Origin of the sequence: Brachybacterium sp. J153 (assembly GCF_036311905.1) — a bacterium.
Classification (GTDB): domain Bacteria; phylum Actinomycetota; class Actinomycetes; order Actinomycetales; family Dermabacteraceae; genus Brachybacterium.
This window is the reverse complement of record NZ_JAZDCH010000015.1, coordinates 39,692-53,573: the sequence shown is the minus strand read 5'-3', so window position 1 is coordinate 53,573 and position 13,882 is coordinate 39,692. Positions and strand designations below refer to the sequence as shown.

At 73.6% G+C, this 13,882-nt stretch carries 16 protein-coding genes; 3 read left to right on the top strand and 13 right to left on the bottom strand.

Translation table 11 applies throughout. The annotated features are described in order from the left end of the window. Positions 1–21: 21 nt before the first annotated feature. A complete protein-coding gene (locus V1258_RS08045) occupies positions 22–393 on the top strand; it encodes a DUF1844 domain-containing protein (RefSeq protein ID WP_329749150.1) in 372 nt (123 codons plus the stop codon). Between the two features lie 24 nt (positions 394–417). Here the strand turns inward: V1258_RS08045 and V1258_RS08040 are convergent, their stop codons facing one another. The 7 genes from V1258_RS08040 to V1258_RS08010 form a co-directional block, all read right to left on the bottom strand. After that, positions 418–1,230 (bottom strand): SseB family protein, encoded by an 813-nt coding sequence (locus V1258_RS08040; protein ID WP_329749149.1) that lies wholly within the window; start codon positions 1,228–1,230, stop codon positions 418–420. Further along, complete coding sequence (gene priA / locus V1258_RS08035; protein ID WP_329749148.1) at positions 1,227–1,961, bottom strand: bifunctional 1-(5-phosphoribosyl)-5-((5-phosphoribosylamino)methylideneamino)imidazole-4-carboxamide isomerase/phosphoribosylanthranilate isomerase PriA; 735 nt, start codon at positions 1,959–1,961, stop codon at positions 1,227–1,229. Before priA ends, V1258_RS08040 begins: the two co-directional genes overlap by 4 nt. Positions 1,962–2,042: 81 nt before the next feature. After that, on the bottom strand, positions 2,043–2,201 hold the full coding sequence (locus V1258_RS08030) for a hypothetical protein (protein ID WP_329749147.1): 159 nt from the start codon (positions 2,199–2,201) through the stop codon (positions 2,043–2,045). Then, positions 2,198–2,890: an imidazole glycerol phosphate synthase subunit HisH gene (gene hisH, locus V1258_RS08025; protein ID WP_329749146.1), complete on the bottom strand. Its 693-nt coding sequence runs from the start codon at positions 2,888–2,890 to the stop codon at positions 2,198–2,200. Before hisH ends, V1258_RS08030 begins: the two co-directional genes overlap by 4 nt. Then, complete coding sequence (locus V1258_RS08020) at positions 2,887–3,537, bottom strand: hypothetical protein (RefSeq protein WP_329749145.1); 651 nt, start codon at positions 3,535–3,537, stop codon at positions 2,887–2,889. Before V1258_RS08020 ends, hisH begins: the two co-directional genes overlap by 4 nt. After that, entirely contained in the window at positions 3,534–4,148 is a 615-nt protein-coding gene (gene hisB / locus V1258_RS08015; RefSeq protein ID WP_329749144.1) for an imidazoleglycerol-phosphate dehydratase HisB, read from the bottom strand. The genes V1258_RS08020 and hisB overlap by 4 nt, the downstream gene beginning before the upstream one ends. After that, the gene (locus tag V1258_RS08010) at positions 4,145–5,314 is read right to left on the bottom strand and encodes a histidinol-phosphate transaminase (protein ID WP_329749143.1); all 1,170 of its coding nucleotides are present in this window, start codon (positions 5,312–5,314) and stop codon (positions 4,145–4,147) included. The genes hisB and V1258_RS08010 overlap by 4 nt, the downstream gene beginning before the upstream one ends. A 130-nt stretch (positions 5,315–5,444) precedes the next feature. Here V1258_RS08010 and V1258_RS08005 point away from each other — a divergent pair, with 130 nt between their 5' ends. Further along, positions 5,445–5,999 (top strand): DUF3054 domain-containing protein, encoded by a 555-nt coding sequence (locus V1258_RS08005; protein WP_329749142.1) that lies wholly within the window; start codon positions 5,445–5,447, stop codon positions 5,997–5,999. Positions 6,000–6,020: 21 nt separating this feature from the next. On the opposite strand, the gene V1258_RS08000 is transcribed toward V1258_RS08005, so the two are convergent. The 6 genes from V1258_RS08000 to hisD all read right to left on the bottom strand — a co-directional run bounded on the left by V1258_RS08000 (position 6,021) and on the right by hisD (position 12,934). Beyond that, positions 6,021–7,673, bottom strand: coding sequence for a glucoamylase family protein (locus tag V1258_RS08000; protein WP_329749141.1), 1,653 nt, complete (start codon positions 7,671–7,673; stop codon positions 6,021–6,023). A gap of 43 nt (positions 7,674–7,716) precedes the next feature. Continuing rightward, positions 7,717–8,535, bottom strand: coding sequence for a carbohydrate ABC transporter permease (locus tag V1258_RS07995; protein ID WP_329747608.1), 819 nt, complete (start codon positions 8,533–8,535; stop codon positions 7,717–7,719). Beyond that, positions 8,535–9,308, bottom strand: a complete 774-nt coding sequence (locus V1258_RS07990; protein ID WP_329749140.1) for a carbohydrate ABC transporter permease — start codon at positions 9,306–9,308, stop codon at positions 8,535–8,537. Before V1258_RS07990 ends, V1258_RS07995 begins: the two co-directional genes overlap by 1 nt. A gap of 160 nt (positions 9,309–9,468) precedes the next feature. Beyond that, the gene (locus tag V1258_RS07985; RefSeq protein ID WP_329749139.1) at positions 9,469–10,752 is read right to left on the bottom strand and encodes a sugar ABC transporter substrate-binding protein; all 1,284 of its coding nucleotides are present in this window, start codon (positions 10,750–10,752) and stop codon (positions 9,469–9,471) included. A gap of 196 nt (positions 10,753–10,948) precedes the next feature. Next, positions 10,949–11,548, bottom strand: a complete 600-nt coding sequence (locus V1258_RS07980; RefSeq protein ID WP_329749138.1) for a hypothetical protein — start codon at positions 11,546–11,548, stop codon at positions 10,949–10,951. A 30-nt stretch (positions 11,549–11,578) separates the two neighbouring features. Further along, positions 11,579–12,934 carry a histidinol dehydrogenase gene (hisD, locus tag V1258_RS07975; RefSeq protein ID WP_329749137.1) on the bottom strand — a complete coding sequence of 452 codons (1,356 nt, stop codon included), beginning with the start codon at positions 12,932–12,934 and terminating at the stop codon, positions 11,579–11,581. Positions 12,935–13,026: 92 nt separating this feature from the next. Between hisD and zupT the strand changes: the two genes are divergently transcribed. Continuing rightward, complete coding sequence (gene zupT / locus V1258_RS07970; protein WP_329749136.1) at positions 13,027–13,857, top strand: zinc transporter ZupT; 831 nt, start codon at positions 13,027–13,029, stop codon at positions 13,855–13,857. The last annotated feature ends 25 nt before the right edge of the window (positions 13,858–13,882 follow it).

Here is a 13,882-nt window from a genome sequence, read left to right as displayed (position 1 = left end):
GCCCCACCCCGAGAAGGACCCATGACCGAGAACCAGACCCCCACCCCCGCCGAGCCCGACGAGAGCGCCGAGGCGCTGCGGGACATCTCGGAGGTCTCCGCGGTCGAGATCATCACCGCCGCCTGCGTGCACCTGATGAGCGCCTCCGCCGTGAAGGTGGGCCTCGCCGAGGACGAGGAGACCGCCCATCACCGGGACCTCTCCGAGGCCCGCAAGCTGATCACCGCCCTCGCGGGCCTGGTCACCGCGGCCGCCCCCGAGATCGGCAACGAGCACGCCCGCTCCCTGCGCGACGGGCTGCGTACCCTCCAGCTGGCCTTCGCCGAGGCGCTGCCCTTCCCCGACGAGCCGGGCGAGGCGCCCGGGGAGAAGTACACCGGCCGCGTCTCCTGACCTCGGCCGGGCCACCGACCGGTCTCAGCTGCCGAGCACGAGCTTCAGGGAGCTGATCCGCTCGGCGACGAGCTGCTCGGCGCCGAGCCGGGCCGAGAGGTCCGCCACCACGGCCCGCACCTGCTCCGCGGCGAGTCCCGGAAGCAGCCGCACGTGCAGGTCGACCTCGGCCCGCTTCCCCGCCTCGGCCCGCAGCCCCTCGACGGCGACGGTCTCGGCCGCGACCCGGTCCAGCACCGCCGCGAGCTCGGCATCGAGGTGCGGCGGCACCCAGGTGCGTCCCTGGGCGAGGGCCCAGAGGATCGACCGCGGCAGGAGCACCGGGCCGCCCTCCTCGGGCGTCGCCGCGGGATCGACGACCAGGGCTGTGCAGCCCTCCTGGACGGCGGCCTGCGCCGCCTGCGGTCCGACGACCGGGACCGGGCGGGCGTCCGTGCGCCAGGCCGACAGCGCCGCCACCGACGTGAAGAGGGGCAGCACGCGGGTGCCGTCGGGCGCGGTGATCGAGACCATCGCCATATCGGCTCCGTTGTCGCCGGTCAGGCCGTGGGCGGTGGTGCCCTCCTCGGTGGCGACGGCCATGATCGGCACCAGCACGCGGGTCCCGGCGAGCGCCGCGGCGAGGCGGGCCCGGTGCGGGTCCTCCCCCGCGGCGTGCGCGGCGAGGGCCTCCGCGACGCGGGGGTCGCGGGACCCGTCGTCGCCGGGGAAGGGGCTCACGCTGTAGTCGCGGCCCTTCCAGGGCACCCCCGCGGTGTCGGTCAGCGGGGACTTCTCCACGAAGTGCGCGGGCAGCTCGCGCTGCGGCCCGGAGCCCTCCGCGGCGCCGTTCGTCACGGCCGGCCCGCGACGTCCAGCGCCTCGGGCATGGTGAAGGCGCCCGCGTACAGGGCCTTGCCGACGATCGCCCCTTCGACGCCCTGGGACACCAGCTCGCGCAGGGCGCGCAGGTCCGCGAGCGAGGAGATGCCGCCGGAGGCGACGACCTTCGCGTCGGTGCGGGAGCAGACCTCCGCGAGCAGCTCGATGTTCGGTCCGCGCAGGGTGCCGTCCTTGGTCACGTCGGTGACGACGTAGCGCTGGCAGCCGGCGTCGTCGAGTCGCTCGAGGGTCTCCCACAGGTCGCCGCCGTCACGGGTCCAGCCGCGGGCGGCGAGGGTCGTGCCGCGCACGTCGAGGCCGACGGCGATGCGGTCGCCGTGCTCGGCGAGGATCTCCGCGGTCCACTCGGGGTTCTCCAGGGCGGCGGTGCCGAGGTTCACGCGTCGGCAGCCGGTCGCGAGGGCGGCGGCGAGCGACTCGTCGTTCCGGATCCCGCCGGAGAGCTCGACGTCCATGTCCACGGCGGCGACGACGTCCGCGAGCAGCGCGGCGTTGCTGCCGCGCCCGAAGGCGGCATCGAGATCCACGAGATGCAGCCAGCGGGCGCCGCCCTCCTGGAAGGTGAGCGCGGCCTCGAGCGGGGCGCCGTAGGCGGTCTCGGAGCCGGCCTCGCCCTGCACCAGGCGCACGGCCTGGCCGCCCTGGACGTCGACGGCGGGCAGGAGCTCGAGCACGGGAGCGGTCATGGGGGTCCTCCTGGGACGGGTGGGGGCGGCGCGGGCGCCGGGATGGTGCGGGGTGCCGCAGGGCGGCGAGGAAAGGGCGGCTCAGCCGGCCTGGATGCGCCACCACGAGATGGCGAGGCAGACGACGCCGAGGACGGCCATCGCGACGATCTGCCACCACGGCCGCTTACTGCGATAGAACGACCAGGCGCCGCCGAGGATCATGCCCCCGGCGAAGAGCATGACGAAGGCGAGGATCATGCCGCGTGCCCGTCGGTGCGGCGCGGCAGGGTCGCGAGCCAGTTGCGCAGCAGGCGCGCCCCGGCCTCCCCGGACTTCTCGGGGTGGAACTGGGTGGCGGACAGCGCCCCGTTCTCGACGGCTGCGACGAAGCGGTCGCCGCCGTGCTCCGCCCAGGTCACCTGCGGCGGAACCATCGGGCCGACGGGATCGAAGTCCCAGGTCCGGGCGGCATAGGAGTGGACGAAGTAGAAGCGCTCGGCCTCGACCCCGGCGAAGAGCCGGCTGCCCGCGGGGGGCTCGATGGTGTTCCACCCCATGTGGGGGACGATCTCGGCCTCGAGCCGGGTCACCTCGCCGGGCCACTGCGACAGACCGGTGGAGCGCTCTCCGTGCTCGGTGCCGGAGTCGAACATGATCTGCAGGCCGACGCAGATGCCGAGCACCGGCAGCCCGCCCGCGAGGCGCCGTTCGACGATCCGGTCGCCGCCGACCGCGCGGACCTGCGCGATGGTCTCGGCATAGGCGCCGACGCCGGGGACGACCAGTCCGTCGGCTCCGAGGGCGGCGGGGCGGTCGGCGGTCAGTTCTACGTCGGCGCCGGCGGCCTCGAGGGCCCGCACCACGGAGCGGACGTTGCCGGAGCCGTGGTCGAGGACGACGACGCGGGGCGCTCGGTCCGGTGCGGCGGAGGAGGTGTCGGCGCTCATCGGCGTCGCCCTCGGCCGCGGCGGCCCTCGCCGCCCTGTTCGCCGCCGGAGATGGCCTCGAGGGCCTCGGCGCGGCTCATCGCGACCGGGTCCGCGCCCTCGCCGAGGTCGGAGAGCTCGAGCGCGCCGAGCAGCAGCTGCTCGACGAGGTCGTCGACCGCGCCGAGCACGATCGCGGGCGAGACGTCCTCGCCGCGCTCCCCGTTGCGGTAGCGGGTCGCGGTCATGCGGTCACCGCGGCGCCAGAACAGGACGATGCCGTTGCGCTGCAGGGCGCTCGAGGTGATCGCCGCGAGGTCGTGCGCGGCGGTCTCCTGCAGGGGGCCGACGGCGACGGCGCCGGTGGAGGCGTCGTGGGTCCGGGTGCCGGCAGGGATGTCGATGCCGTCGGTGCGGGCCTCGCGGCCCAGGCGGATCACGCCGGCGAGCGCGCGGGCGTCGGCGACGGTGGTCGCGACGACGGCGACCGCCGGGATCTGCTCCTCCTCGGCGGCGGGCTCGGCGGCGGGAGCGGCGCCCTCCGGGGCTGCGCCGAGGAGGTCCTCGACGGTCAGCTCGCCGTCCCCGAGGTCGAGACCCTGGGTGAGCCGGGCGAACTCGGCGTCGACGTCCTCGGGATCGGGTCCGGGCCGGTCGGCGGTGCTCACAGGGCCCCCTTGGTCGAGGGCACGTCGAGCACCCGGTCGTCGTATGCGCAGGCGGCGCGCAGCGCGCGGGCGAGCGCCTTGAACTGGGCCTCGACGATGTGGTGCGGGTCCCGGCCGGCGAGCACCCGCATGTGCAGGCAGATCGCCGCATGGTGGGCGATCGACTCGAGCACGTGGCGGGTAAGAGAGCCGGTGAAGTGGCCGCCGATGAGGTGCAGGGCCTGCGCCTCGCTCTCCCCCTCGTGCACGCAGTAGGGGCGGCCGGACAGGTCCACGACCGCCTGGGCGAGCGCCTCGTCGAGCGGGACCATCGCGTCGCCGAAGCGGGCGATGCCCTTCTTGTCGCCGAGGGCCTCGCGCAGGGCCTGGCCGAGCACGATCGCGGTGTCCTCGACGGTGTGGTGGGCGTCGATGTGGGTGTCGCCGGTCGCCTTCACCGTCAGGTCGAAGCGGGCGTGGGTGCCGAGCGCCGTGAGCATGTGGTCGAAGAAGGGCACCGTGGTGGAGATGTCCACCTGGCCGGTGCCGTCGACATCCAGGGTCACCTCGACGCTGGACTCGCGGGTGGCGCGGGTGATCGTCGCGGTGCGGCGGCGGGGGGTCTCGGTCATCGGGGGTCGGCCTCCTCGAGGGCGGTGCGGAAGGCGGCGTCGTCCTCCGGGGTGCCGATCGACACCCGCAGCCAGGGCTGGGGGCCGACCTCCCGGATGAGCACGCCGCGGTCGAGCAGGGACTGCCACACGGCGCGGCGGTCCGGGGCGCCGCGCAGCAGCGGCTGGAAGTACAGGAAGTTCGCGTCCGACGGGGCGACGACGTGGCCGCGCTCGCGCAGGTGCGTCTCGAGGGCGTCGCGGGTCGCGCGCAGGGCGGCGACCTGGGCGAGCAGCTCGCCCCGGTGGGCGAGGGCGGTGCGGGCGACGGCCTGGGTGACGGCGGAGAGGTGGTAGGGCAGGCGCACGATCCGCAGGGAGTCGACGATCTCCGGGTCGGCGACCAGGTAGCCGAGGCGGCCGCCGGCGAGCGCGAAGGCCTTCGACATGGTGCGCGTGACCACGAGGTGACCGAACTCGGGCAGCAGCTCGAGGGCGCTGGGCACGCCGTCGCGGCGGAACTCGCCGTAGGCCTCGTCGACGACGAGCAGTCCCCCGGTCTCCGCGAGCGCCGTGGCGGCGGCGCGGATCACGGCGGGCTCGAGGGCCGTGCCGGTGGGGTTGTTGGGGCTCGTGAGCACCAGCACGTCGGGGCGGTGCGCGGCGATCGCGGCGGTGACGGCCTCGACGGTCAGCGCGAAGTCGGGGGCCTCGCCGCGGGGCACGGCGACCCAGCGGGTGAAGGTGTCGCGCGCGTACTCCGGGTACATGGAGTAGTGCGGGGAGAAGCCGAGCGCGGTGCGGCCCGGGCCGCCGAAGGCCAGCAGCAGCTGGTGCATGACCTCGTTGGAGCCGTTCGCGGCCCAGACCGCCTCGACCGGCGGCGCCGGGATCCCGGCCTCCTCCGCGAGATAGGCGGCGAGGTCGGCGCGCAGCGCGGTGAACTCGCGGTCCGGGTAGCGGTGCAGCGTCGAGGCGGTCTCCGCGACGGCGCGGCCGATCGCCGCGGCAAGCGCCGGGGAGGGCCCGTAGGGGTTCTCGTTGACGTTGAGCAGATGGGGCACGTCGATCTGGGGGGCGCCGTAAGGCTCCTCGTCGCGGAGGTCGTCGCGGCGGGCGGGGATCCGACGCGTCGCGGCGGGCGACGCGGAGGTCGTCTCGGAGGTCTCGGAGGTCTCGACGGGCATGGGGTCCATCGTAGAGGCCGCCCCGCGGCCGGGGCCCGGGCGTCCACCTCGTCCAGGGCGCGATGCGGTGCGGGCCACAGCGGGGCCCGCACCACGGGAACCTCACGGGGCGCGCCGTTACGCTGGAACGATGTTCCGCTCCTTCGGCGCCCTCGTCGGCGATCTCCTGGCCGTGCTGCTGTTCGTCGCGATCGGGCTGATCCAGCACGGCACCTCCCTCACGACGGAGAGCATCGCCCTCGTCGGCTGGCCCTTCGCCCTCGGCGCCCTGCTCGGACACCTGGCGATCCGCTCCTGGCGAGCCCCGTTCCGGCTCTGGCCGCACGGCGTGTTCATCTGGGCGATCACGATCGCCGCGGCGATGGCCGTGCGCACCCTCTTCCAGGCGGGCACCGAGGTGTCCTTCGTGATCGTTACGGCCGTGACCCTGGGCGTGCTCATGCTCGGCTGGCGCGGCCTCGCCCTGTTCCTCACGCGCGGTGAGCGTATCGCGGGCGCGTCGGCGGCACCGGCCGTGCGGGCGGCGCATGCCGGGCCCGCTTCCCCGGCCTCCCCCGCCCCGGCCGACGAGCCGGAGGCCGAGGCGGGTCCGTCGGCCGAGGACGGGACCGCGGACGACGACCATTCCGACGAGGCCTCGCGCGCCGGCACCGACGCGCCGGCGACCGCGGCCGAGGAGCGCTGAGGCTCCCCGGCCGCTGCCGGGTCACTCGCCGGCGGCGAAGCGCTCCTGCCCGATGACCGGGCGCAGCGACTGCTCGACCTCGCTGGTCGCGAACCAGCGGTGCAGCGCCCCGTCGAGGAGGACGTTGCCGAGGGCGCCCATGATCATCGACTGGTCGAGGGACAGGTGCCTTTCGGCGCGCACGCCCGTGCCGGTGGCGACGGCGTCGTGGAAGCCGCCAGGGCCGTAGGCGCCGAGCTCCGACTCGATGCGGGACAGGTTCTCGATCGCGGCCTCGCGCTCGTACTGCATCGCGAGGAAGGCGGCGTGCGGGGTGACGACCCCGTCGAGGCCCTGCGGGTACTCCTGCCCCGCGACCCAGTCGGTGACCGCGGCGTCGGAGAAGTACCCGGTGGGGTTCAGGCCCAGCGCGTCGACGCCGTACTCGCGGTACCCGGCGTGCGGGTCCGAGCTCGGCGAGAAGCCCCAGTACCCGTAGCCCGCCTCGTCGAGGCCGTGCTCGCGCTGGGCGCGCACGTGCAGCGGATGGTTCACACCCCAGCTGTCCGGGGCCCACTCCGCCTCGGGGACGAACAGGTCCGGCATCAGCTCCTCGAACATCGAGCCGCCCCAGCCGGGCACGACCCGGAACCCGCGGTACTCGTGGGCGCCCTCGAAGACATCCACGCCCTCGTAGGTCGCCCACTCCCCCACGGGCGCCATCTCGGGCCAGTCCCAGTCCGGCGGGAAGGTGCGGAAGGTGGTGAAGTACGCGCCGGCCGGGAACTGCCCGGTCATGATCCCGAGATAGGTGACCATGCGCGCCTCGGACACGGCGGTGTCGTAGTGGTGGGTCGCGTGGTACCAGACCTCCGGTCCGCCCACGCCGTTCCACGGCACGGCCCGGACCACGCCCTCGCGGGAGGGGTCCTCGAGCCAGAAACCGCCGACGACCTGGCCGGGCTGGGCGGCGACCTCCCGGTCCCAGAACACGTCCCAGCGCATCGCGTCGAAGAGAGCGCGGGCGATGCGGGCGTTGGAGGGGTCCGCCTGGGCGACGAGGTGGAGGGCCGCGCCGAGCCAGCCCATGTCCACGCTCGAGACGAAGGGGACGACCACGTCGCCCGAGCCGGGCCAGCTGCGCAGGATGCTGCCGTCGGCCTCGTCGTACCAGTTGACGTACATGCCGGAGGGCTCGTGGCGCTTCATGCGCTGCAGGGTCTTGAGGGTGCGGGCGATCCGCCGACGGGACTCGCCGGGCGTGATCAGGTCCAGCTCGCGGGCCACCAGCGTGGACCACAGCAATCCGCCGATGTTCGTCGGCGAGGTGTACCCGGAACGGGTCTGGAGGTCCGCGCCGATGTTGTCCGCGGCGAGGCCGGTGTCGGGGTGGGTCATCGCGTCGAGCGAGCGCCAGGTGTCCGCCGCCCAGCGGCGCAGCAGCGCCTCGGGACCCTCGGATCCGGGAGCGCCGCCGCCCCGTCCGGCCGGTGCGGGAGCGGCGGCGTCGGCGTGGGCGGTGCCGCCGACGGTGGCGGCCGCGGCGCCCGCGACCCCCGCCCCGAGCAGCGACGCCAGTCCGAGGACGCCGCGGCGGGAGTGCCGCCGCGCCGCGGTGAAGTCCTGCCGCTCGAGGGCGACGGCGCGGGGCGGCGTGCGGTGGAGGCGGGCGGGGGTGTGGGATCGAGCGTGCATGGGGACTCCTTCGTCGTGCGCGCTGGGGCTGCGGATCAGGGGGTCACTTGATGCCGGTGGTCGCGATGCCCTGGATGAAGTGTCGCTGGAAGATCACGAAGACCACGAGGATCGGCAGCACGATGAGCGAGGCTCCCGCGAGCAGCAGTCCGTAGTCGGTCTCGTTCTGGCCGGTCGAGATCAGAGCGAGGGCCACCGGGAGTGTGTAGGTGCTCTCCGAGGAGGAGACCACCAGGGGCCACAGGAAGTTGTTCCAGGACCCCAGGAACGTGAGGATGCCGAGGGTCGCGAAGGCGGGCCCCGCGAGCGGCATGTAGATGCGGAAGAAGATCGCGACCTCGCCGACGCCGTCCAGACGGCCGGCCTCGAGGAGCTCGCGGGGGATGCCCAGGAAGAACTGGCGCATGAGGAACACGCTGAAGGGCTGCACCAGGAAGGGCAGGATCAGCGCGGGGATCGTGTTGGCGAGCCCCATGTTCACCACCAGCACGTACTGGGGGATGAAGGTGACCAGCCCGGGGATCATCAGGCAGGCGAGCACCACTCCGAAGAGGATCCGCTTGCCCGGGAAGCGCAGGTGCGCCAGGGCGTAGCCGAACATCGAGCTGAGCACCAGGTTGCCGACGGTGACGACCACCGCCACCACCGCAGAGTTCGAGAAGTAGCGGCCGAAGGGCCGTTCGAACAGGCGGCGGAAGTTGTCGAGGGTGGGCTGCTCGGGCAGCCAGGTGGGCGGCACCCGGAGCAGCTCCCCCTGGGTTTTCAGGCTGCCCAGCACCATCCACAGGAAGGGGGTGATGACCAGCAGCAGGAAGACGGTGAGGACGATGTAGGTCAGGACGGGACGGCGGCGCTCGAGCATCACTTCTCCCTCATCAGACGGAACTGCACGAGGGTGACCACGCCGATGACCAGGAAGGTCAGGTAGGCCATGGCGCCGGCGACCCCGTAGTTGCCGAAGCCGAACTGCTCGTAGGTGTACATGGAGGCGGAGACCGTGGAGTTCAGCGGGCCGCCGCCGGTCATCACGAAGGGCTCCTCGAAGAACTGCAGGTAGCCGATCGAGGTGGTCACCAGGACGAAGAGCATCGTCGGCCGGATCGAGGGGAGGGTGATGTTCAGGAAGCGCTGCCAGGCGCCCGCGCCGTCCAGCGCGGCCGCCTCGTGGAGCTGGCGGTCCACCGCCTGCAGGCCCGCGAGGAAGATGACCATCGAGGTGCCGAAGTTGCGCCACACGGCCATCACCACGAGGGAGAGCAGGGCGGTGCGCTGATCGCCGAGCCAGTGCGGCCCGTCGATGCCGACCCAGCCGAGCACCGTGTTCACCAGACCCGTGTCCGGCTGGAGCAGGAAGCGCCAGACCACGGCGACCGCGACGATCGAGGTGATGACGGGGGTGTAGAAGCCGACGCGGAAGACCGCGCGCAGCTTCCCCACCCCGCGGTCCAGGGCGATCGCCGCGGCGAGGCCCGCGATGATCGTCAGCGGCACACCGAGGAGCACGAACACCGCCGTGTTCGCCGCAGCCCGTCGGAAGACGGGGTCGGCGAAGGCCGTCGCGTAGTTCTCCAGCCCCACGAACTCGACCGCGAAGGGCGAGCGGATGTCGGTGATCCGCATGTCGGTGAACGACATGATCATCGACTGCAGCACCGGCCAGGCGGTGAAGGTGGAGAAGAGGCCAGCGAAGAAAGGGGCAAGGAGGAGGCCCTCTTAGTCCCCGGCCCCGCCGCGACGGGAGCGGCGGGACCGGCGCGGGGCGTCCGTCCGGCCGACGGCGGTGCTCGTGCTCATCTCAGGCCCCTGTGCCGATGCCCTGGGCGTCGGACTGGGTGGTGGCCAGCGCCTCCGCCGGGGCGAGGTCGTTCTTGCAGACCTCCTCGACCTGCGCGTCGAACTTCGCGGCGACCTGCTCCCAGGTGGCGATGACCGGCGGGGCGAGGGCGGTGTCGAGCTGGGTGCGGAAGGCCTCGAACTTCTCGTTCGAGGAGACCGAGTCGTCCTCCCAGGCGGTCTTCTGCGCGGGCAGGTCGGTGGAGATCGAGAACCACTGCACCTGCACTTCGGGCCTGGAGAGGTACTCCACGAGCTTCCAGGCCGCGTCGCGGTTCTCCGTGCCCTGGAAGACACCGAGGTTGGCGCCGCCGAGGAAGGAGGAGCTGGTCTCCTTGGTGGGCATCACGAAGACGCCGTACTTGTCGGCGAAGCCCTCGCCGCCCACCGCCTCGACCGCGCTCATCATCCACGGGCCGGAGATGAACATCGGCACCGCGCCGGAGACGAAGTCCTGCTCGGTGACGCCGTCGGCGGGGGCGGGGTTGGCGAGCCCGTCGGTGAAGTAGGACTGGTAGTACGCCAGAGCCTCCTCGTTCGGGGCGGACTCGAAGGTGAACTCGCCGCCGGCCTCGTCGACGACGCCGCCGCCGTTGGACCACATCAGCGGCAGCACGGTCTGCCAGGACCCCTGGCCGCCGGGCTGGAGGGAGATGCCCCAGGTGGCGTCGGCCTTCTCCTGGAAGGCCGCGGCGAGGGCGACGAGCCCGTCCCAGTCGGTGGGCGGCTCGGTGATCCCGGCCTGCTCGGCGAGGTCCTTGCGGTAGTAGACGAGGCGGGTCTCGACGTACCACGGCACGCCGTAGACGGTGTCGTCGACGGTCACGGAGCCGAGGGCGCCCTCGAAGTAGTCCTCGGTGGCGATCGACTCCGGGGTGGGCTCGAGCGCCGAGAGGCCGACGAACTCGGCCATCCAGGTGGAGCCGACCTGGGCGACGTCGGGGGCGGTGCCCGCGGCGATCGCGGAGGTGAACTTGTCATGGGCGCTGTCCCAGGGGACCGGGGTCACCTCGACGGTGACGTCGGGGTTCTCCTCCTGGAAGCCGGTGAGCAGCTCGGGTAGCTTCTCGCCCTCGGCGCCCATGGCCCAGACGGTGAGGCTGCCGGTGGCGGGGCCTTCGGCGATCGGCTCGGCGGGCTCGGCCGCGGAGCCGCCGCCCTCGTCGGGGCGGCCGCAGCTCGCGGCGAGGGTCGCGGTGGCGGCGAGGCCGAGGCCGGTGAAGGCCCGGCGGGTGAGGCGGTGCATGGAGACTCCTTCGTCCGGTTCGTCCGGAGACGCGCCCGGAACAGGTCCGGGCGGTGAGGGCGCCTCGTGATGGAAGCGCTTACATCGAGCCATGACGGTAGCGCAGGCGCGCAGGGAGCACAACTCCCGGTCGGTCACCAGAGGTGTTCCCGGCGGGTCACCGGGGCGGCAACATGCCGCAGGGCGGGCCGTCGGGTCAGCGGGGGTCGGGGCGCTGCGCCGTGGTCCACTCCTGCAACCGCGGGGACTGCAGCAGGGCGACGGTCAGCGCGACCCCGGTGGCCCACAGCGCCGGACCGGTCCAGCGCACCACCTCGGGGTCCTCCCCGGCGGCCCACAGCGTCACGATCATGGCCCCGATGACGCAGCAGACCAGCAGCACGGTCAGCGCCAGGGCCTGACCCTCGCCGACCGTGTCCCCGCCCAGGATCCGCAGCAGCGACACCAGGGCCCAGAGTGTCGTGACCGTGAGGATGCCGAAGGCGATCACGAACAGGATGCTGAGCTCGCCCTCCGCCGTCGGATCGGCGAGGATCTGGATCGCGAACAGACCCAGGCGCGCGGTCATCATCCGCGTGTCGCCGTCCTCGTCGGTGCTCTCCGAGAGGAGCCAGGGCATCACCGCGCCGATCACGAGCCCGGCGAGAGCGGCCCACGCGAGGACGGTCACCACCCCGCGCTCGAGTTGGGTGACGCGCAGCTCGGTCCGCGCGACCCGCCGACGCAGCTTCATCATCTCCTCGGCGCGGGCCCGGGAGTCCGGGCTCACCTCACCGCTGCCGGACCGCTCGTCCATGAGTCCCTCCCCCGGGCGGCCGCGCCGCCCTCAGCGCTCGAAGCGGATGTCGATCGCGCGGCCGTGGGCGGGCAGGCCCTCCGCGGCGGCGAGCGTCGTGGCGGCCTGTCGAGCACTCTGCAGCGCCGCCTCGTCGTAGTGGACCACATGGATGCCGCGCAGGAAGGTCTGCACGCCGAGTCCGCCGGTGAAGCGCGCGGTGCCGCCGGTGGGCAGCACGTGGTTGGAGCCGGCCGCATAGTCGCCGAGGCTCACGGGGCTGTGCGCGCCGACGAAGACGGCCCCCGCGTTGGTGACCCGCGCGGCGACCGCAGCGGCGTCCGTCGTGTGGATCTCGAGGTGCTCGGCCCCGTAGGCGTCGACGACCGCGAGGCCCTGCTCGAGATCGGCGACCAGCACCGCCCCGCTCTGCGGTCCGGACAGCGACTCCTCGATCCGCTCGCGGTGCAGCGCCTCGGGCACCTGCCGCGCGAGCTCCCTCTCGACGGCCGCGACGAGCTCGGGCGAGTCGGTGACCAGGACGCTCGCCGCGAGCGGGTCGTGCTCCGCCTGGGAGACGAGGTCCGCTGCGACATAGCGCGGATCCGCGCTGGCATCGGCCAGGATCGCGATCTCGGTGGGGCCGGCCTCCGCATCGATCCCGACCCGGCCGCGCACGAGGCGCTTCGCGGCGGCGACGTACACGTTGCCGGGGCCGGTCACGAGGTCCACGGGCTCGAGACCCGCCCCGTCGCCGAGATCGTCCGCCCCGTGGGCGAGCAGGGCGATCGCCTGGGCGCCGCCCGCGGCGATCACCTCGGTGACCCCGAGCAGCGCGCAGGCGGCGAGGATCGTCGGGTGCGGCAGCCCACCGAATTCGTTCTGCGGCGGCGAGGAGAGGACGATCTCGCCCACCCCGGCGACCTGCGCGGGGACCACGTTCATGACCACGGAGCTGGGCAGCACGGCGCGCCCGCCGGGGACGTAGAGGCCGACGCGGCGCACGGGCACCCAGCGCTGGGTGACGGTTCCGCCGGGGACCACCTCGACACGCTCCTCGGGGCGCACCTGGGCGCCGTCCACCGCGCGCACCCGCGCGATGGACTGCTCGAGGGCGGCGCGGATCGCCGGGTCGAGCTCGGCGAGCGCCCGGGAGATCTCCTCGGCGGGCACCCGCAGGTGCTCGGGACGGATCCCGTCGAAGCGCTCCGAGGCGTCGAGCACCGCCGCGGCACCGCGGGCGGCGACGTCCTCGACGACCGGTCGCACGGCCGCGGTCGCCGCCTCGACGTCGAGCTCAGCGCGCGGCAGGGCGGCGATCAGCTCGGCCGGGCCCAGAGGATGCGCCCGCAGGTCGGTGACGGCGAGGCGGGTCTGGCGATTACGGGGGGCGCTGCTCTCGGACATGACGAGGAGTCTAGGCGGCGACGACCCACGAGGTCCGGCGGGTCCGGCGCGGCTCCTCCGTATCGCGGCACGACCCGACTACGGTCCTCTTCGTGCTCACCGCCTTCCTCCTCACCCTCGTCGCGGGCGGTGCCACCGGCATCGGCGCAGCCCTCGGCGTCCTCGGCCGCGGGACCAGCCCGAAGGCCCTGGCAGGAGGCCTGGGGCTCTCCGCGGGCGTCATGCTCTACGTCTCCTTCGTCGAGCTCCTGCCGCAGGGCGCCCAGGTGCTCTCGGGCGGAGACGCGATCACCGCGCGCGGCACCCTCATCGCGACCGTCTCCTTCTTCGTCGGCATCGCGCTGATCGCGGTCCTCGACCGCCTGGTCCCCGAGGCCGTGAGCCCCCATGAGTTCTCCGGCCGGATGGCAGGCTCCCACGGGCATACCGAGGTGCGGGCCCCGGACGAGCGCGCTGCCGACCTCGCCCTGCGCGCCCGCCTGCTGCGCACCGGGACGGTGACAGCGCTGGCCCTCGCGCTCCACAACGTGCCCGAGGGGTTCGCGACCTTCGTCGCCGCCCTGCAGGCGCCCGAGATCGCGATCCCCGTGGTCGCCGCGATCGCCCTGCACAACATCCCCGAGGGCCTCGCGGTCGCCGTGCCCGTCCGCCGGGCGACGGGATCACGCGCGAAGGCGTTCTGGCTCGCGACCCTCTCGGGGCTCGCGGAGCCCGTCGGAGCCCTCGTCGGCTTCCTGCTGCTCGCCCCGTTCCTGAGCGGCGGAGCGATGGGCGCGATCCTCGCCGGGGTGGCCGGGGTGATGGTCTTCGTGTCGCTCGACGAGCTGCTTCCCGCCGCGGAGGAGACCGGGGAGCACCACACCGTGATCTACTCGTTGATCGTCGGCATGGCCGTGATGGCGGCGACGCTGCTGGTGCTGTGAACGGGGTGGGCCCCGGACGGGACGG